This window comes from Marinobacter sp. NSM (genome assembly GCF_052380025.1).
Taxonomy (GTDB): Bacteria; Pseudomonadota; Gammaproteobacteria; order Pseudomonadales; family Oleiphilaceae; genus Marinobacter.
Genome location: NZ_JBQTCK010000003.1, coordinates 542531 through 562934 on the forward strand (window position 1 = coordinate 542531; position 20404 = coordinate 562934).

Annotated in this window: 14 protein-coding genes and 1 pseudogene; 8 read left to right on the forward strand and 7 right to left on the reverse strand. The window is 56.0% G+C overall.

The features are described 5' to 3' along the window. Nucleotides 1–65 precede the first annotated feature (65 nt). From ACTZWX_RS10130 to ACTZWX_RS10150, 5 genes are all read right to left on the reverse strand, one after another. Complete coding sequence (locus ACTZWX_RS10130) at nt 66–974, reverse strand: lysine exporter LysO family protein (protein WP_444713818.1); 909 nt, start codon at nt 972–974, stop codon at nt 66–68. 65 nt (nt 975–1039) lie between these two features. Further along, nucleotides 1040–1360 (reverse strand): DUF2288 domain-containing protein, encoded by a 321-nt coding sequence (locus ACTZWX_RS10135; RefSeq protein WP_061330908.1) that lies wholly within the window; start codon nt 1358–1360, stop codon nt 1040–1042. Between the two features lie 86 nt (nt 1361–1446). Beyond that, a complete protein-coding gene (locus ACTZWX_RS10140) occupies nt 1447–1854 on the reverse strand; it encodes a response regulator (RefSeq protein WP_152439329.1) in 408 nt (135 codons plus the stop codon). After that, on the reverse strand, nt 1838–2992 hold the full coding sequence (locus ACTZWX_RS10145; RefSeq protein ID WP_444713819.1) for an HDOD domain-containing protein: 1155 nt from the start codon (nt 2990–2992) through the stop codon (nt 1838–1840). The genes ACTZWX_RS10140 and ACTZWX_RS10145 overlap by 17 nt, the downstream gene beginning before the upstream one ends. Nucleotides 2993–3002: 10 nt before the next feature. Continuing rightward, nucleotides 3003–4721, reverse strand: coding sequence for a diguanylate cyclase (locus tag ACTZWX_RS10150; protein ID WP_444713820.1), 1719 nt, complete (start codon nt 4719–4721; stop codon nt 3003–3005). A 94-nt stretch (nt 4722–4815) separates the two neighbouring features. Between ACTZWX_RS10150 and ACTZWX_RS10155 the strand changes: the two genes are divergently transcribed. From ACTZWX_RS10155 to ACTZWX_RS10175, 5 genes are all read left to right on the forward strand, one after another. After that, nucleotides 4816–6591: a sensor histidine kinase gene (locus tag ACTZWX_RS10155; RefSeq protein WP_444713821.1), complete on the forward strand. Its 1776-nt coding sequence runs from the start codon at nt 4816–4818 to the stop codon at nt 6589–6591. A 126-nt stretch (nt 6592–6717) separates the two neighbouring features. Then, a complete protein-coding gene (locus tag ACTZWX_RS10160) occupies nt 6718–7071 on the forward strand; it encodes a GAF domain-containing protein (RefSeq protein ID WP_444713822.1) in 354 nt (117 codons plus the stop codon). A gap of 78 nt (nt 7072–7149) precedes the next feature. Next, a complete protein-coding gene (locus ACTZWX_RS10165; RefSeq protein WP_444713823.1) occupies nt 7150–8661 on the forward strand; it encodes a GAF domain-containing sensor histidine kinase in 1512 nt (503 codons plus the stop codon). Nucleotides 8662–8711: 50 nt separating this feature from the next. Then, nucleotides 8712–9206 carry a CHASE domain-containing protein gene (locus ACTZWX_RS10170; protein WP_444713824.1) on the forward strand — a complete coding sequence of 165 codons (495 nt, stop codon included), beginning with the start codon at nt 8712–8714 and terminating at the stop codon, nt 9204–9206. 161 nt (nt 9207–9367) lie between these two features. Next, complete coding sequence (locus tag ACTZWX_RS10175) at nt 9368–10618, forward strand: sensor histidine kinase (protein WP_444713825.1); 1251 nt, start codon at nt 9368–9370, stop codon at nt 10616–10618. 51 nt (nt 10619–10669) lie between these two features. On the opposite strand, the gene acnA is transcribed toward ACTZWX_RS10175, so the two are convergent. Then, nucleotides 10670–13429: an aconitate hydratase AcnA gene (acnA, locus tag ACTZWX_RS10180; protein WP_444713826.1), complete on the reverse strand. Its 2760-nt coding sequence runs from the start codon at nt 13427–13429 to the stop codon at nt 10670–10672. A gap of 262 nt (nt 13430–13691) precedes the next feature. Between acnA and ACTZWX_RS10185 the strand changes: the two are divergent. The 3 genes and pseudogenes from ACTZWX_RS10185 to ACTZWX_RS10195 form a co-directional block, all read left to right on the forward strand. Then, nucleotides 13692–14851: pseudogene (locus ACTZWX_RS10185) on the forward strand (PAS domain-containing protein); the annotation flags it as partial. Further along, nucleotides 14758–18054, forward strand: coding sequence for an MHYT domain-containing protein (locus ACTZWX_RS10190; protein ID WP_444713860.1), 3297 nt, complete (start codon nt 14758–14760; stop codon nt 18052–18054). The pseudogene ACTZWX_RS10185 and the gene ACTZWX_RS10190, both read left to right, overlap by 94 nt. Further along, the gene (locus ACTZWX_RS10195) at nt 18051–19043 is read left to right on the forward strand and encodes a response regulator (protein WP_342631360.1); all 993 of its coding nucleotides are present in this window, start codon (nt 18051–18053) and stop codon (nt 19041–19043) included. The genes ACTZWX_RS10190 and ACTZWX_RS10195 overlap by 4 nt, the downstream gene beginning before the upstream one ends. On the opposite strand, the gene ACTZWX_RS10200 is transcribed toward ACTZWX_RS10195, so the two are convergent. After that, entirely contained in the window at nt 19040–20398 is a 1359-nt protein-coding gene (locus tag ACTZWX_RS10200) for a methyl-accepting chemotaxis protein (protein WP_342631361.1), read from the reverse strand. The genes ACTZWX_RS10195 and ACTZWX_RS10200 overlap by 4 nt on opposite strands. Between the last annotated feature and the right edge of the window lie 6 nt (nt 20399–20404).

Here is a 20404-nt window from a genome sequence, read left to right on the forward strand (position 1 = left end):
TAAATCTGACCAAAGCATTGCACCGGGTCAATTTCAGATTCTGAATGTCATCGGATTCCTGCCGCTCAACCCAAAGCCAGAAAGGTCCCCATCAGCACCGGCGACAGAAACGACAGTAAAAAGCCGGAGGCAATCGCTACCGGCACGCAGGCAAGGCCGCCGCTGCTTCGAATAACGGGAAGGGTGAAATCCATAGCGGTTGCACCACCGTAACCGATGGCCAAGGCCGGGCGCGCACCAATAACCAGCGGAATGATGGCAAGGGCGATGATCTCCCGCAGCACATCGTTCAGGAAGGCCACGCCACCCCAGGCGGGCCCCAGAGCATCGCCGATCACGATGCCAGACAACGAATACCAGCCAAATCCGGAGGCCAGAGCCAGGGAATGGTGCCAGGGCACATCCAGCCACGGAATTAGCAAAAGGCCCGCCAGCAGGGAACTCAACGCCATCGCCAGCGCAATGCCCAGGCCCTGGCGGTTCATCAGCAATTTGCGGAGCGACAACCCGGCATTACGCAACTGCAGCCCAATAAAGAACAGCAACAGCATCAGCGCCCAGGTAGCCACATCGTCAACCAGCGGCAGTTGCGGTAACAGGAAGTAGCCGGCCAGGGCCCCAGCGACAACCGCCAGTAGCGGTTTCAAGCCGGCAAGGAACAACCGGCGATAACTCGGCCTCTCCTGACCGGCTTCCTCTCCCGTGGACATGGGCTGCCAGCGGTGGAACAACCACAGGCCCACGAGGTTGGCCACCAGTAGCACCATTACCAACCCCGCCACCTGAGCAGCCATGGTGCCTAATTGGTCCAGCAGGCCATCCATCTGACCAAGGCCAAGACCCAACAGCGCCAGAATGAAATAGACCAGGGCTTCCACGGTATAGTGTATGACCGTCATCAGACGGCGGCTAGAGAGCGCTATGGCAAAGCCCAGGAACAAAGGCGCCAGAACAAGCAACGCACCAGTCAGCATAAACCCCTCACCGGCAGGTTAGAAAATATCGGAAACCGGCGTCGTGGGCCGGCAACAGCACTGGGTCAATGCAGGCCCTGGCCAGAACGATCCTGAACCAGCACCCAAGGGGCAATCACCACGGCCCAGAGTTCGGCATTGCGATCGTACCAGGCGCGGGCGAGATCGGGCGCGACCTCCCCTACCTGGCCGCCCGACATCCAGTGCTCGAACTGCGCCTTGTTATCGGCGGTCAGTTCGGCCGCCACGTTCAACAGATCCAGCTCCGGCGCTACTCGCACCACCTGGCCGCGGGCGTAATAGGTTTGCAGCTCATGCCAGTGAATTCGGGAGGTTTCAAGGTTCAGCCGTGCTTTGATTTCATCAGGGGATTCAGAAGAAGACATAACACCTCAACTAAGCAGCTACTCATTCAGGCGCGCCAGCCTAACGCAAATTGGCCAATCACGCACTCGTCAGGGCCAGCGCTGCATCATGCCCCCTGCGTATTGTCTTTCGCTATTCGATGAATATCATCCGCCAGCGTCATCGGGTCAAAGGGTTTGGGGATAACACCGATGGCCCCCAATGCCAGATATTCTTGGATTTCAGTGCTCTGAATACGGGCAGTCATAAAAATCACCGGAGTGGCTCGTGTCGCGTCCAGAGCCCTTAATCTCCGCATGGTCTCAGGACCGTCCATTTCGGGCATCATCACGTCCAGAAGAATCAGATCCGGCTCGAACTCAGGAGCCACTTCCAGGGCTTGTTGGCCAGAGCTGCAAAGTGCTGCGTTAAATCCACCCACATCCTGCAATGCCAGTTCGGCAATGGCCCGGATATCCGGATCATCTTCCACGTACAAGATTTTGTTCAGCGATGCCTCAGGAACGGACGCCATACTGCGGCTCCTCGGTGGATGGTTTCAGATCCAGACCAATACGCCGCAAAAGTCGCTGACATTCATCACTATCCGACTGCCCCCCTGCAATCAATGCGGCGGCCCGCATCACGAGGCGATCTTCACGGGTACTGTCTTTCGGCAAGAAATGCACGGCGCCAATCATGTCTCTCAGGCTAAGAGGCAGTTTCCACTGTACTTTCAAACGATTGCCATAATCCTGAGACCGCTGGCCAATGCACTGCTCTACCTCTGAACCGTTCAGCGAGCCTCCTTCTGCCGTGAACTGGTTCAGCACTTTCAGAACTGCCATCTCCCCCAAGCGGCTCAGAAGCCCCGCCTGTTGAAATAACGAGGGCGACTTCCCCAGCCTGATCGCAAGTTTCTGGGCCTCACGCGACACCTGCAATGCCATGTCGTGGAAAGCTCTGGCCTGAGCCTGCAGTTCCGGACTGTCTATCTTTCCGGCCACATCCAGAGCCAGCGCCAGAGCCTGATTCAACGCCATGGCCACGCCCATACTGCTGATGGCATCCCGGAGGGATTCAACCGGCTTGCCCGTGCGCCGGAACGAACTGCTATTGGCCACGTCCAAGAGGCGGGCCGTCAGCGCCGCGTCCTCACGCCAGCGCTCCGCCAGCTGAGCCGGTGACAGTTCTTGCTGCCTGCCGATAAGGTCCAGAACATCGATTGGATCAATATCCGTCGGTAATTGAACCACCGAGTTTAACGACTCTTTCAGATACTCGTCTGCGGATCCGTGACCAGAATCGCCGGCAGGGACAAGCTTGGTCAAACGTTCGTGCAACAGCTGTATATCCAGGGGCTTGGTAATATATCCGCTGATACCATGATGGGCTGCCCTGAGTACCGATTCCCGATCAGAACGCCCGGAAACCATCACAATAGGCACGTCACGATCACCAGCGCGTACTCGCTTGACCAGATCGAGCCCGGAACCGTCTGGCAGCTGCCAGTCAATAAGATACAAGTGGTAACGGCTACCACTGTCTAACAGTTGTTGGGCCTCGCTCAAAGATCGCGCAAGACTCACGGCAGCGCCTTGATGAATACCCGCGACGACCGTCTCAAGCAGCTCACCCACCAGCTCGTCGTCCTCCAGTATCAATGTTTTCAACAGGCACCCCTCAAGATTTCACCCCAACAGGAGACGGATCGTAGAGCGTCACACCATTACGCCCACCCCGTTTTCGCTGGTACAGTGCCTGATCAGCGGCCTCGATGGCTTGATCGGAAACAGGAAAATCATTGATTAACGCAACGCCAGCACTCAGGGTAACCTGAAAACTGACATCCCCTGCCCAGAAAACGAGTTCGGCAAAACTCCTACCAATGGCCTCGATGAGTTTCACCGCCACCGTCGGCTCACAATCGGGCAGAATCAACAGAAACTCTTCGCCACCATAACGCCCGATTACATCAGACTCACGCAGCCGGTTGCGCAGTAAATTTGCCAGGGTACGAATAACAATATCGCCCTGACCATGCCCCCAAGTATCATTTACTCGCTTGAAGTGATCCAAGTCCAACATGACTACACACGAAGTGTGACCGGCACGGCGACAGCGAGCCAGCTCTCTGTCTACCTCCTGCTTGATCAACGAGTGTTTAAGCAGCCCGGTGAGGCTGTCACGGTTCATCAGATCCGATAACTGGCGGGCGCGGTAACAGCGAATGCGTACCGACCGGACAAGGTAATCATCGGTGACCGGTTTCACCAGAAATTCATCGGCGCCTTTGGACAACGCATCCAGCTGGTTTTCAGGATTATCTTCCGATGACAGATACACAATGGGCAGACCCAGCCATCTTTGCTCGTAACGGATCAGCCGGGCCAGGGTAACGCCGGAAAAGTCTCGTAACTGAACATCCATCAGGACAAGGTCTGGCTCAAACGCCGATAATTCTGACATTAAGTCCGAAGGGTCCGATACGAGGCGGGCAATAATGCCAGCCTGCTTGAGCACCAGACAGTAGTGCTCTCCCAGCTCCACATCATCGTCTACGATCAACACCCGGCCCTGGGGACGCGAACCCCGCTCCAGGGCCAGTGATTCGATCCGCTCTGCCAGTTCAGGCAGGTCAAGCGGCTCACAGAAATAGGCCGTTGCCCCCTGCTGTGCTACCCGATACAGACTGTCGAACGAGCTTTCATGGCCAATGCACACCACCGGGAACCGACGATGCTCGGCTTTCGGTAAATGCTGCTCACGAAAGTCCATAACGTCGCCCAACACTGAGTCCACACACAGCAAAATCGAGGCGTTGGCGCGCTCGCGGAGGCGCTCAGCAACGTCATCCGGGTGGTCAATAGAGCCAGATTCACAGACAAAACCGTAGACGGCTAATGACTTCACCAGGCCAGGCAGATAATCAAGACTGTACCCGAGCGCCATGACATTGACCTGCATGCCATGGGCCCCGTCGTATGACTCCGCTGCGGCTGGGGCCTTGGCCTGAAAAACCTCCGCCGTGGTGACGACATCAGGGGCTTTTTCCAGCAACCTAGCGAGTTGCCTGATTTCACTGGCAACTTCAGCTGAAACAGAGACAAACTCATCACCGGCCACATCGGCACTGACCGCCGACTCAAGAAGTGCCTTCAATTGCTTTTCTATCACCCTGGCCGACTGACCGAGCTCAGGCAAGCCAAATGTCCCGGCAGAGCCTGCCATTCGATGCAACAACTTATAACATTTTTCTAGCTCGGAATGCGGCAGCTGTTGCTGATCGATCAGACGGGCAAATCCTGAGAGTGTTTCAATATCGCTCCGGGCACGTTCAAAAAACCGTTCCTGCAGAAGCCTCAAACGTTCCTGCAATTGGTCAACGGCTATACTGTTCAAAAGGCATTCCTCACTATTTTATTCTCAGCATCTAGTGCACTATTCTCATCAAAGCACGTTTTATCTACCACAGCCATTCGCATAAGGGCCTTTCTTGCGAACTTTAAGCCTCAACGCCCGCATTGTCCTGCTTGCCAGCTCAAGCATTGTTATCAGCGCAGCTCTGATTCTATTCATTGCCTACGACAGGCTGGTTCGCGATTTTGAGCAGGTACTCACGGAGCGCCAGGCATTACAAACGGCCGCAGTGGCCAGCAAGGTAAACGAGGAACTGAGTATTCGTCTGAATGCCTTGGAGGCATTTGCCAGCGTGCTGACTGACGGCAACAATCTGTTACCCCTACCGCAACTCGAAATGCTCCTCGGGCGCCAGCCCAACTTGGAAAGGCTGTTTGGCGGTGGGCTGCTGATTTTTGATGACCATGGGGTCGCGGTCGCTGAAAATCGTTTTGTACCTAATCGACTGGGAACTTCCTACGCTGATCGCCCCCATTTCGAACGTGCCATGCAGTCCCGCACACCCATTGTAAGCCGGCCAATTATTGGACGAACAACAGACTTGCCACTGTTGTCATTTCTCGCCCCGGTTGAAAGTGATCATGGCGACTTACTCGGACTAGCCGGGGGCACCATCAACCTGGCAGAGGCAGGCATTCTTCCTGAAGAGATCAAGACTGATGAAGGCACCATTCTCAAGGTGTTGGACACCGGCAACTTTATTCAGGTGGGTGCGTTGCGGAAGGACCAACCTGCACCCGACCTCCCTCCCCCCGGCGAAGATCCCCTGATCGACGCAGCCTTATCCGGCATACCCTTCGGCGTGGTCACAGATCTCTCCGGACAACGCTGGGTGTACACCACCCAGCACCTGGATCGACTGGGCTGGTTATTCCTTAGCGCGGCTCCTTACGAACAAGCGATCCAGCCCGCAAAGGCTTCGTTCCGTAGCTTTCTATGGATCAGCTTAACGACCATGCTTCCGCTGCTGCTCATAACTTATATTGTGTCCAGAGCCGCCACGCGACAGCTTGGCGGCATGTCTCAAAAAATCAACAGAATGGCTGCAGACAGCACTTCTACCCAGCGCTTGAACGCCAAAGGACCGGCGGAAACCCGAAATCTGGCCAAAGCGTTCAATACCCTGATGGCGGAACGAGAAGCGCTGGATGTTTTGAAAAACCAGTTTGTGTCAAACGTCAGTCATGAACTGCGCACGCCGCTGACCTCTATCAACGGATCTCTCAGATTGCTGCAATCAGGCTCCGCCGGCGAGTTGCCGCCGAAAGCATCAGCTATGGTTGAGCTGGCCTTACGCAACGGCCAGCAGCTTCAGGCACTGATTACCGACCTTCTGGACTTTGAGAAGGCAGTAGCGGGAAAGCTCAACGTCCAGATGCGTGACATTGATCTGAGTGAAGCTATAGAGGCCGCCTGCGCCGGGAACCGGCCGATGGCAGGGCACTACTCCGTCAAACTTGTTGCCAAAACCGATAGCATGCTCAGCGTTTTTGCAGATCCTGACCGGCTTCGTCAAATACTGGATAACTTCATCAGTAATGCGATCAAACACTCCCCCAGCGATGGTGTTGTAGCCGTCAGCGCGAGCTCGACAGTCCCCGGGATTGTTCGCATCATGGTTTCAGATCAAGGCCAGGGCGTACCCGAGCACTTTTTACCCCACTTGTTCCAACGCTTTGCCCAGGCAGAGGCTGGTTCCAATCGGGCCAAAGCGGGAACCGGGTTAGGGCTTGCGATATGCCGGGAACTTGCCGGCCTGATGTCCGGAAAGGTCGGCTACGATTACTCAAACGGCGCCCACTTCTGGTTGGAACTGTGTGCGAAAGAACGCCAGGGCGAGGACCATCTATGAGAACGCCTGACCACCCCAAAAACGAAACTTTGCGGCTGTCTGCCCTCGAGGCAGCTCAGCTTCTGGATACACCGCCCGGAAGAGCGATTTGATCGAATTACCAGGCTCGCCGCCAGAACCTTTGACGTGCCCATTTGCCTGGTATCGCTGATAGACAAGGATCGCCAATGGTTCAAATCCTGCTACGGCCTGGGTGTACGGGAAACCGCCCGCGACATTTCCTTCTGTGGCCATGCCATTCTTGGCGCTGATACCTTTGTGGTTGAAAATGCGTTGCAAGACGAACGATTTGCAGAAAATCCCCTGGTCACCGGCGAACCCGACATCCGCTTCTATGCGGGTGCACCACTGGAGGACCGGAATGGCTTTCGCTTGGGTACCTTGTGCCTGATCGACAAGAAGCCGAGAACCTTTTCCAGCGACGACCAAAAAACGCTCCGCGATTTTGCAGACCTGGTCGAACGGGAGTTTCAATATTAGGAGCTCGGGACCTACTATTCGGGGAGAACGCAGGCGCTGAATATCCTGAATGACATTTCTCTGGATTCCAGCGGCAGCGTGTCTGAGAGAATCGAGCGCGCTTTGGCCATTGCGACTCAGTATCTCAAGTTGGAAACCGCCATTGTCAGCAATATCACCGGAGGCGTTTACACGATCCTTTGGCACCACGAGCGGCATCCGACGTCTCTGGAGAACGACATCACATTCCCGCTTGAGCAGACCTACTGCTCACTCCTGGCGGCCCAGGGTAGTGTTCTTGCCATCGACCATATGGCGCGGTCCCGCTTCAGCGAGCACCCGTGTTATCAGCAATTCCAGCTGGAGAGTTATCTGGCAGCACCGGTGTGGATCGATGATGAACTGTTCGGAACGGTGAACTTTTCCTCGCCCATCCCCCGTCGCCCAGTATTTACGGAAACGGAAAAGACATTCGTCAACCTTCTTGGCCGCCGGATCGCCGACATCATTCAGCAGCAAAAGCACACGGAAGTCCTCGACAAACTGGTCGCTAACGCGCCGGGCATGCTCTATCAATACCGCCTGTGGCCAGACGGCCATAGCACCTTCCCCTACACCAGCGGTGGGATTCAGGCCATTTACCAGGTCACCGCAGAACAGGTTGCCAAAGATGCTTCGCCGGTCTTTGAACGCATTCATCCGGATGATCTGGCTGTTGTCGCTGATTCAATACAAGCATCCGCCGACCGTCTGACGCCCTGGACACAGAGATATCGTATTCGCTGGCAGGACGGCAGCTGGCACTGGGTTGAGGGTAAGGCGCGACCTGAGCGGCTGCTCGATGGCAGCGTGCTATGGCACGGATATATTGTGGATATTGATGAACGCCACAAGATCGAGGAAATGAAGAGCCAGTTCATTTCCACGGTCAGCCACGAGCTTCGCACACCCCTGACTTCAATCGCCGGCTCACTGGGTCTCATAAACGGCAACTCCGTGGGCCCTATGCCCGAGAAAGCTCAACAGATGGTGTCTATTGCACTCAGAAACACCGAACAACTCACGCATCTGATCAATGATTTGCTCGACATTGAAAAACTGGTGTCTGGTCGCATGCCCATGCACCCAACCAATCAACCTGTCGCCCCTGTTATCGAGGAATCAATCGAGCGCCTGGCGCCTTACCTGGAAAACCGGCGAATACAGGTTGTCCACCAACAGGATCATCCGGGTGTAACCGCCTGGTTCGATCCGCAACGCCTTAGCCAGGCACTGAGCAACCTGCTCTCCAATGCCGCCAAGTTTTCAGAGCAAGGTGCCAGCGTAAGGGTCTCCACCAAACTATTCCCCGATCACGTCAGGATTTCGGTCACAGACCACGGTATCGGCATTCCCGACAGCTTCCGCGCGCGCATTTTCCAGAAATTTGCCCAGGCCGACAGTTCAAGCACAAGGGGCAAGCAGGGGACGGGGCTGGGGCTGGCGATTACCCGAGAGATCATGACTCAGATGGGTGGCAGCGTTGATTTCGGGTCGACAGAAGGAAAAGGCGCAACCTTCTGGCTTGAACTGCCGCTGGCGCAGCCGTCGAAGCCTGAGGCGTCCGAGTGAAAAGGGGCAACGATCAGACGTTTCGATCGCTCATATGGATTGCCCGCTGCATGGTTCTGATACTCATGGTGTCGGTTGCCATCACCGTGGACAGAGTCAGCACGGAACGCATCAGAACCGAGGTTCGGCAGGAATGGCACGCAAAGATCGATGACCTGGCGCTGGATCTGCAAGGCAGGATTCTGCAGAACATAAAAACGGTGTGGGGCTTGGCAGCAGGTGTCTCGGTGGAACCAAAACTGGGCGAGGCTCGTTTTCAGGAACTAACCGCCGATATTTTTCGGCTGGCCACTGAATTAAGAAACATCGGCCTGGCGCCTGATTTTGTCATTAACAACATATACCCCCTGGAGGGCAATGAAGCCGCCATTGGCCTGGACTTGAGGACGCAAAGCCTCCCGGCCGAACAGGTTCTCATGCTTATGGAAACGGAACGCGCGGTGTTCAGTGGCCCCGTTAATCTGGTGCAAGGAGGCCAAGGACTGGCAGCCCGAATTCCGATTTTATCTCCGGCTCCGATGAGTTCTGGGGCGTGGTTTCCGTGATCCTTGACCTTCAAAGCCTTTACGAAGCCGTCAACCTGGGCAGCATCATGCAGGAAGCACAGCTCGTGCTGTCCACGTAATCTGACCTGGCCACCTCGGAGAGCATCTTTTTCGGAACCCGGGATGTTAGCTGGCAGCAGCCGGTATACAACGCTCTGGACATGCACGGCACCAGTTGGCACCTGTTGGCTCAACCCAAGGCGGGGTGGCCAGACCAACCACCACAGCCCTGGTTGTTACGCGGGATTCTCGCATTGCTGGTGTTACTGGTAACCTCTGCAACCTTCTGGCTGACCCGGCTGCTGCTGAAAGATCGGCAGATGCAACAATGGTTTTCAGGGCTGTTCGAACTTGCACCGGTCGGGATCGCATTGTTCGATGCAGAAAACAACAAACTACTGCAGGCCAACCCGAGCCTGAAAAGCATCCTTGGTGATCATCCACGCTCCCTGGCTTTTTTCAACAGAACGTTTGACGAGCATGGAGACCCCATTATCGAGTTCGAGGGTGTAACACAGACGCTAGCCAGGTCAGAGAAACTAACCGGCCGGCAGAGCCTTGTTAAGGATAGTACTGGCTCACTCAAGCCGATCATGCTGCACGGTCTGAAACTTATCACCACCGATGGAAAGCCCGTTGTCTGGCTGATTGTTGAGGATGTTTCTGCGCAGAAAAACGCAGAACGGCTGAAGAATCAGTTCACCTCTACGGTAAGCCATAAACTGCGAACGCCACTGACATCCATCTCCGGGGCCCTCGGGCTATTGGCCAACGAGGCTGCGGGAACGCTTCCTGATAGCGCGCTTCGACTGACCCGGATTGCCCACAGAAACAGCGAGCAACTAACCTATCTGGTCAATGATCTGCTCGACATTGAAAAACTGATCGCCGGTAAAATGACGCTCGAGATGAAGACACTTCAAGTTTCTGATGTTGTGCGTGAGTGTGTCGAGAACATCGGGAACTACGCCTCGGAGCATCAGGTGACCGTGGATATCCGGCAACTTGCAGATGTGAAAGTGACCGCCGATAAGCGACGACTGATGCAGGCCCTGAACAATCTGCTTTCCAACGCCATCAAGTTTTCACCAGAGCATTCCGATGTGCACGTCTACACGGAACGGGAGGGCCGCAAAGTGAGAATCCTGGTGCAGGATTTTGGTAAAGGGATACCACCCGAATTCGAGTCCCTGGTGTTCGAAAAGTTCGCCCAGGCCGAGACCGATGGCCGGTATTCAAAAGCCGGAACCGGGCTCGGACTGGCCATTACCCGTGAGTTGATGCTCAAAATGCATGGGGCGGTTGGCTTCATCTCCCGACCTGGACACGGCGCCACATTCTGGCTGGAATTAACCGAAGAGGAACAGACAACGAGCGCATCATCGGACGACGAAGGGCCCGGAAAAACTTGAACAAAGGAGGCTGAGAACAGAGCCCCAGCCTCCTGCCTTAGCACCTGTATCTCAGGCGTTTTTCAGCATCTCCCTAACCACATAGTGCAAAATGCCACCATGCTGGAAATACACCGCCTCGTTGGCGGTATCAATCCGTGATTTCAGCTCACAGGTTTGTGTTGATCCATCCTTGTAGGTCACCGTCATGGTCAGGGTCTGGCCCGGCTTGATCTCGCCAGACAGCCCCTCGATGCTGATGGTTTCCTCACCCGTCAGTTTCAGGCTCTTGCGATCGCTACCCTCCGGGAACTGCAGGGGCATCACGCCCATACCGATCAGGTTGGAGCGGTGGATACGTTCGTAGGATTCCGCCACCACGGCTCGTACACCCAGCAAGCGAGTGCCCTTGGCGGCCCAGTCCCGGCTGGAGCCGGTGCCATATTCCTTGCCGGCGATGACCACCAGCGGCGTGCCCTGCTCCTGGTACTTCATGGCGGCATCGTAGATGGCCATCTGCTCACCGGTGGGCACGAATTTGGTGTACCCGCCTTCCACGCCGTCGAGCATCTCGTTACGGATACGCACGTTGGCGAAGGTGCCGCGCATCATCACTTCGTGGTTACCCCGGCGTGAGCCGTAGGAGTTGAAGTCTTTCGGCTCCACCCCGTGTTCCTGCAGGTATTTGCCGGCAGGGGTGTCGGCCTTGAACGAGCCGGCCGGGGAAATATGGTCGGTGGTCACCGAATCCCCCAGCAGGGCCAGGATGTTGGCGTCCTTGATATCGTCGATGGCATCCGGTTGTTCACGCAGCCCCTCAAAGAACGGTGGATGCTGGATGTAGGTGGACTTGTCGCTCCACTCATACACCTTGCTCTCGGGCACCTTGATGGACTTCCAGATATCATCACCTTCAAACACCTCACCGTATTCCTTGCGGAACATATCGGTTTTAACCTTTTCGACGGCTTCGGCAATCTCAGCCTGGCTGGGCCAGAGATCGTTCAGGTACACCGGCTTGCCGTCTTTGTCGGTTCCTAGCGGGTCCTTGGTCAGATCCAGCCGCACGTTGCCGGCCAGGGCATAGGCCACCACCAGGGGCGGCGACGCCAGCCAGTTGGTTTTCACCAGCGGATGCACTCGACCTTCGAAGTTGCGGTTGCCGGACAGTACCGAGGCTACCGTGAGGTCACCTTCATTGATGGCCTGTTCCACGGCATCCGGCAGCGGGCCGGAGTTGCCGATGCAGGTGGTGCAGCCATAGCCCACCAGGTTGAAACCCAGTTGATTCAGGTCGTCCTGCAAGCCGGCCACTTTCAGGTAGTCCGTCACCACCTTGGAGCCCGGCGCCAGGGAGGTTTTCACCCAGGGCTTGGTTTTCAGGCCCCTCTCCACCGCTTTCTTGGCAATCAGGCCGGCGGCCATCATCACGCTGGGGTTGGAGGTATTGGTGCAGGAGGTAATGGCGGCAATCACCACAGCGCCAGGGTCAAGCCGGGTTTTCTCGCCGTTCATGTCCAACGGTTGGCTGGCCGGGTGTTCGTAGCTGTTATCCACACCCACGGCGGTCTGGCCGCCTTCCGATTCCAGCTTACTTTCTTGGGCTTTAGCCGGGCCTTCGGCGGTTTCCATCAACAGCTCGAAGGAGGCTTTCATGTTTTTCAGTGCCACCCGGTCCTGGGGCCGTTTCGGGCCCGCCAGGCTGGCTTCCACCTCGCCCATGTCCAGTTCCAGGGTGTCTGTGTAGATCGGCTCGTGGCCCGGTTCCCGCCACAGGCCCTGGGCCTTGGCATAGCTTTCTACCAGCTCCAGCAGTTGTTCATCCCGGCCGGTCAGGCGCATGTAGGTGATGGTCTGGTCATCCACCGGAAAGAAACCGCAGGTGGCGCCGTACTCCGGCGCCATGTTGGCAATGGTGGCCCGGTCCGCTACCGGCATGTCTTTCAGACCGTCGCCGTAGAATTCCACGAACTTGCCTACGACACCTTTTTTGCGCAGCATTTCCACCACGGTCAGCACCAGGTCGGTGGCGGTGATACCCTCGCGCAGCTTGCCGGTGATCTTGAAACCCACAACTTCAGGAATCAGCATCGACACAGGCTGGCCCAGCATGGCCGCTTCCGCCTCAATACCACCCACGCCCCAGCCAAGAATGCCCAGGCCGTTGATCATGGTGGTGTGGGAGTCGGTGCCCACCAGGGTGTCCGGGTAGGCAATGGTTTTGCCGTCCACGTCTTTTTGCCACACGGTTTTACCCAGATACTCCAGATTCACCTGGTGGCAGATACCGGTGCCGGGCGGCACCACCCGGAAGTTGTCAAAGGCCTGCTGGCCCCAACGCAGGAATTCGTAACGCTCCTGGTTGCGCTCCATCTCAATGGCGACGTTGTCCTTGAAGGCAGAGGGGTTGCCGTACTTGTCGACCATGACCGAATGGTCAATCACCAGGTCCACCGGTGACAGCGGGTTGATCAGGGCCGGGTCTTTGCCAGCCTGTTTCACCGCCTCGCGCATCGCCGCCAGGTCCACCACGCCGGGTACGCCGGTGAAATCCTGCATCAATACCCGGGCCGGGCGGAACTGAATCTCGGTGTCGGAACTTCGGTCTTTCAGCCACTGCACCATGGCATCGATATGGGAGCGATCTACCGTGGTGTCGTCTTCGTTACGCAGCAGGTTCTCCATCAGGACTTTCAGGGAGAACGGAAGGCGGTTCAGGTCGCCGACGGTATCGGCGGCCTTGGGCAGGCTGTAATAGTGATAGGTCTTGCCAGCCGCACTCAGGGTGGAGAGGGTATTCAGGCTGTCTTTACTCAGCGAGGTGTTCGACATGCGGAGCCTCCTCTTGGTGTGATCTACACTAACTATCGCATCGAATGTACATACTTCAACTCAACACCGATGAATCTTCGCTATTCCCGGGATGAATACCGCTACCCGGCGCGCAGAATAGGGACTTCCACGCGTTGACAGCAACCGGTGTTTAGACAAAGCTGGCCAGGCTCCAACCACAATAAATCAAACCCTTGCAGGAACGCCTTTGAACCCGGACACCTCGTTGTCGTTACCCGGACTTTCCAGTGAAGATTCCCTGTTGCTGCTGCGTGCTTCGGCCGAGATGTCGTTCAACTCCATTCTGGTAACCGGGCCGGATCGTCGGATCATCTACGCCAACCCGGCGTTCTGTAACATGACCGGTTACTCGCTGGACGAACTTCTGGGAGAGAATCCCCGGATGCTTCAGGGGCCGCTCACCGAGCAAAGTGTGATCGACCGAATGACTGCCGCGTTACAGAAGAATGGCTCCTTCAACGGCTCCACCATCAATTACCGGAAAAATGGCCGCCCCTACCTGGTGGAATGGACGATCTCACCCATTTTTGGTGCATCGGGCGAACTGCGCTACTTTATCTCTACCCAGAAAGACATCACCCAACTGCATGCCGAACAGTCCACCGGCAACCTGTTTGCCAAGGCCATTGATGCGGCCTACGACGGCATATTCATCGCCAACGCCGATGGCGTGATTGAGTTTGCCAATCAAGGTTTTGAGATCATCACCGGCTACAACCCCAATGAGGTGGTGGGCAAAAGCCCTCGGTGCTGAAGTCCGGCAAACACGACAACACCTTTTACAAGGGCCTATGGAGACACCTGAGCGAGGGGTTGCCGTTCCGGGCCATGATCGTTAACCGTCATAAGAACGGGCATGAGATTCACTGCCAGCAAACGATCACACCGGTCAAGAATTCTACCGGCGAGATTTCCCACTTCATAAGTATTATCAAAGACATGACAGACCGGGTCTTTGAGGAACTGAAGCTCCGGGAGCAGGCTTCCCACGATTCACTCACAGGGTTACTCAACCGGCGGGCCGGTGAGATCGAGCTGGATGTTGCACTGATTCAGGCTCAGGAGAAAAACGCGTCGTTCTGCATCCTGATGACCGATATCGATGATTTCAAAATCGTGAACGATACTTATGGCCACCCTCGGGGCGATGAAATCATAAGGGCCGTTGCCGATATTCTTATGGACCAGACGCGCAAAACAGACAAATGCATCCGCTGGGGTGGAGAAGAGTTTATTGTGCTGCTGCCTTTCTGTGATCATGCAAAAGCCATGGAAATTGCCGAAAACATTCGCTCGCTCATGGAAGCATGCGACTTTGCCGAAGCGGGACAGGTGACGCTCTCCATCGGCGTATCCGAGTCAAGGGCCAATATGATCTTGGGCTGGTTATCCTTTCGCTGGTGATCGCCGCTGGCGCCTCCTATATGGCGCTAACTCTGGCCGCAGCAGCAAAACGCAGCCGAACTCATTCCATGCAACGCCTGCACCTGTTGAGCGGTTCCGTCTCACTGGGGCTTGGCGTCTGGTCAATGCACTTCATCGGCATGCTGGCATTCGAAATGCCCAATCAGGTGCACTACCACCCCGTGATCACCATGCTTTCCGCTGTCCCAAGCCTGTTTGCATCCTGGGTTGCACTCAGCCTTTTATCAAAGCAAGACATTACTACGTCAAGGCTGCTCGGTGGTGGTGTGGTGGTCGGTGCAGGCATCGGCACCATGCACTATCTGGGCATGGCGGCCATGGAGATAGGGCCATCACTGCGCTACGATCCAGCGTTGTTCGTGCTGTCGATTGTCGTTGCCATATTGCTGGGCACACTCGCGTTGTGGATCAGTTTTGGATTAAAGCAGAGAACCCGAATGCGCGGTTACAGGCGCAGGCTGCTGGCTGGAACGGTCATGGGGCTGGCCATCGCCGGCATGCACTACACTGCCATGGAGGCTGCCCGATTTATTGGCCTGCCAGACGCGAATTTCCTGCCGGGCAGTAACCGCCACACTATTCTTGCCCTGACCATCGCTTTCATCACCGTCAGCCTCAGCCTGATGGCTGCCGGTGTCAATGCCGTGGCCCGTTACCGGTCACTGATGAGTCGCAGCCAGGAGATGGCAAGTGAACTTCAAGCCATGTTCGATACTGCCGTCGACGGCATTATCAAGATCTCTGGGCGCGGAATCATCCAGTCTTTCAACCGATCGGCGGAACGCATCTTCGGCTACCGTGAAGTCGAGGTTGTGGGGCTCAATGTCAACATGCTCATGCCAGAGCCTCACCGCAGTGCGCACGACAGCTACTTGCGCCAGTACCTGAGAACAGGAGATGCAAAGATCATTGGTGCCGGGCGAGAAGTTACCGCCCGGCACAAAGATGGCCACAGCATCCCCGTCCGCCTCTCCATCGGTGAATCACGCCTCGGTGGCATCAGCAGTTTTGTTGGTGTGATCACTGACATCAGTGAATCCAAGGCCATGGAGGCTGCGCTCAGAAAACAGAAAGATCAGCTACGCACTCTGATGAGCAATATACCGGGGGCCACCTTCCGTTGCCGCTGGGACGATCAATGGAGCGCTATTTTCCTGAGTGAAGCGATCACCTCCCTGACAGGCTGGCAACCGGCGGATTTCACCAGTGGCCGCATTTCGCTGGCATCCCTGGTCATCGACAAAAACGGCGAGCAAAATCAAACCATCATGGAGGACGCCGTTAGGAACAAGAGTCCTTTTACCATTGAATATCAGCTGAAACACAGGGATGGCAGCCAGCGTCAGGTAGCGGAGATTGCTACTCCGGTGACAGATGAAGACAGTGGAGAGCTTCTGATCGATGGAATCCTCCTGGATATCAGTGAACGACACCATATGGAAATGGAACTTCGTGAAGCCAAGGAACTGGCAGAGCAGGCTGCAGCCGCCAAAAGTGCATTCCTGGCCAACATGAGCCACGAAATTCGCACCCCGATGAATGCGATTATTGGTTTCACCGATCTGGTGCTGGATACGTCCCTTGATGAATCCCAGGCCCGACAACTGGGGGTCGTGAAAACCTCTGCCCAGTCCCTGCTTAACCTGCTTAACGATATTCTGGATACCGCCAAACTGGACGGCGGCCATACTGAACTGGAGCATCGGGATTTCAGCCTTCGGGCACTGTGCGAGCAAATCATTGCTACCCAGTCCCTGAATGCCGGGCGCAAAGGTCTGTATCTGAAACTGGATTACCAAGCCAAAGAACATTTCAAAGGTGACCCACTGCGCATCCAGCAAGTCGTGCTTAACTTGGTGAATAATGCCGTCAAATTCACCCAGACGGGTGGTGTCACACTTCGTATTCAACAGCCCGATCAAGAAAAAGTCATCATCCTGATCGAGGATACCGGCATCGGCATCTCAGCCGACCGGATCAACAAGATCTTCGAGCCGTTTACCCAGGCTGATTCCAGTATGACCCGACGCTTCGGCGGTACCGGCCTTGGGACCACCATCTCCCGGCAACTGGTGGAGTTGATGGGTGGTCATATTGCGGTGACGAGCGCCCCCGGGCAGGGTTCTACTTTCAGAGTCAGTCTTCCCCTCTTCACTGGCCAGCCCGTCGCTGACGCACAGAGCTCCGATCTCGAGACCGAGTTACCACCGATCAGGATTCTGATCGTAGATGACGTGCCCCAGAACCTCGAGCTGCTCTCAACTCTGCTGAGCCAACGCAAACACACGGTGACCACTGCCTGCAATGGTCGCGAGGCGGTCGAACGGTATTGTCATCAGGCCTTTGACCTGATCCTGATGGATGTCCAGATGCCTGAGATGAACGGTCACCAGGCCACGCAAGCGATCCGAGAGCACGAGGCCGCTGAACACCGCCATTACACACCCGTGATTGCCCTGACGGCCAGCGTACTGGAAGACGACCGCCGAGAGGCCCTGAAGGCGGGTATGGACGGGTTTGCCATCAAACCCATTGACCTGCCCGAGTTAACCAGAGAGATTGCCCGCGTCATGGGGATGGAAGCTTATGGAGCTGTCAATCAGCGCGATACAACGTACATTGGCGTTGTGGATGACAGCGTGGTCTCTCAACTCTGGCCGAATGCGATCACCCACCAAAAGGCTGTCGCCCACTTCCTGCAATCCGACGACAACCAGCCGCTCCGGCTTCGCCAACAAGCCAAACTGGCAGATGCAGCAGCTCTGGCCCATCGCCTTCGAGGTGTTGCCGGCAATCTCGGACTGAAACCACTGGCAAGCATCCTTGGGGGACTGGAGTCTGCGTTTTCCGCTGGTCATTCCATCGCCGACAGCCTGTGGCAGCGTTTGGACCAACAGTATGCCGAAGTCCACCAGTGGCTGGAGAACCAAGAGAGCGCTCAAGCCTGCGACCCGCTGACGGCATCCGTCACCGCCGAAAAACCGACCCCCGAAGCCCTGGCGGAAATCATTGAACTTTTACAACACGGCGAACTGCCTGACCGGCTGTTTGCGAGTTTGAAACCACAAATGCCCGGATCATTGGCAACCGCCGTCACCCATGCCATGAACGACTTCGAACCAGAGAGGGCTGCGGAGCTGCTGAAACGCTATTGCCAGACTCAGGAGGAAAAACAATGATCACAGACACCCGCACTCTGCTGATCGTGGATGACGAGCCGGCCAACTTGCAGGTACTCAGAAACATACTTTCCGATGACTATCGGTTGCTGTTTGCCAAGGACGGTGAGCGAGCACTGGAACTGGCCTCAACAGAGAAGCCGGATCTAGTACTGCTGGATGTGATGATGCCGGGCATGACTGGCCACCAGGTTTGCCAGACCATCAAGGCCAACCCGGCAACCCGCAACATCCCAGTAATTTTCGTCACGGCCCTGGCCGAGGCTGACGATGAAGCAAAGGGTTTTGAGCTGGGTGCCGTGGACTACATCAGTAAGCCGGTAAGCCCATCGATTGTCCGCGCCCGTGTAAAAAACCATCTGTCCCTGGTCAGAGTGGACGAACTGGTTGAAACCCGGCTGACCGTGGTACAGCGTCTGGGCCGGGCGGCAGAATATAAAGACAATGAAACCGGGCTCCACGTTATCCGCATGAGCCATTTCTCACGGCTGATTGCCCTCGAAGCCGGTATGGGCGAGGCTTGGTCAGACACTCTGCTGAACGCTGCCCCCATGCACGATGTCGGGAAAATCGGTATTCCGGATGCGATCCTCCAGAAACCGGGAAAGCTGGACCCAGACGAGTGGGCCATTATGCAGCGCCATGCAGAAATCGGTGCAGAGATAATTGGTGAGGATGGCTCAGACCTGCTTAACATGGCACGGGAAGTTGCTCTTAATCACCACGAGAAGTGGGACGGAAGCGGCTACCCAAGAGAGTTGAAAGGAGATGCCATTCCTATCTCTGCCAGAATTGTAGCACTCGCCGATGTATTCGATGCCCTGACCAGTGAACGCCCTTACAAAAAAGCCTGGCCCATTGACCGGGCGACCGACCTGATTCGCGAGCAAAGCGGCCAGCATTTTGACCCACAACTGATTGAGGCCTTCTTCCGCTGCCTGCCGGCGATACTGGAGGTCCGCGACCAATGGCGGGAAGGGGCTGCTTAGCAGCCCATATCACCACGTTCCAGCACTTCCGAGATCATCCCGTCGAGCAATGCCAGCACTTCCGCTGATGACGCCCTCAGAGTTTGAACCAAATCTCTCGATAATTGTGCGTATTTCTCCGTGGTCATTCGTTGCGCGTGATAATCGCTGGCCGCCTTGTAAAGTTCCCGCCCCGCTCTGTGTACTTGCGGATGCATTTCGTCAATCAACCTTTGCGCATTTCGTAATTGGTGCATCGGTTTTGCCTGCTCACTGGCAAGGAAAGTCCCCAAACGACACTGGGTGTGGTCCTTCACCTCGGCTTCGGTAATGGTATTCTCCGCAAACACCGCGAAACGGATCAGCTTATCCACCCAAACAACATGATCTCGCTTAGCACTGGCCAAGACAAGACAAGGAGTAGATAACTGCAAGCGGCCGAAGATGGTGTCTGTGTCCTGCCGCAACGGACCTATGGACTGCATCAGGTCCCGGAAAATAGCCGCCAGTGCGTCCGAGTCTTCCGAGTTAGAACTGACCTGCCTCGCCATATCCTGGGCGACCTGGCTTTGCTCTTCAGCCGCTGCGGCGATGGATGTTGCCTGGTCGTAGTTGATATTCGAAGATTCACGCGATTTGTGAATGACTTCCGCCACCCGCCCCCGACTCTCGCCGGAAGCTTGCACTGCTCGCACCGAATTACCCAACCGCGACTGCACTGTTTCTGAGCCCGAAATAATCTGTGAAACGATCCCATTAATTTCCTGAGCAGCCCCCGAACTGCGGGCTGCCAGCTGACGAACCTCATCGGCAACCACCGCAAATCCTCGCCCCGCTTCCCCTGCACGAGCCGCCTCAATAGCAGCATTGAGCGCCAGGAGGTTTGTCTGATCTGATATTTCATTGACCGTGTTCGTTAAAGACTCGATGCTGCGTGTCCGCTCCGCCAGCGACCGCATCTCTTCATTCGCCTGGGTCAGAGCAATGTCCACTTCCGCCAGCCTCGCTTCCATTTCATCAAGGGCTGCAATTGACTCTTCAGTGTATTCATTGACCCGCGACGCTTGCTCGAGGACATCTTGCCCGAGGCCACCCACTTCCGTCGCGCTGGCAGACATTTCCTCAATGGCAGCCGAAAGTGCCTGTATGTTGGCTACCAGATTATGAATGCGTTCATCAAACTCCAGGGCACCCTGACCAAGGTCGGATATGTGGCGGGAGACATCTACCGCCCCGTTAGCAACCGCCAAGTTTTGGGAATTTGCTTCAGTCAGGTACTCTGCCAAAGGCTTTGCCCATGATGGGTATTGCGCAGGGACGCCATGTGACAACATCGACTCTATTAATTGTTTTACTTTTTTCTCAGTTAACAGCATTGGTAT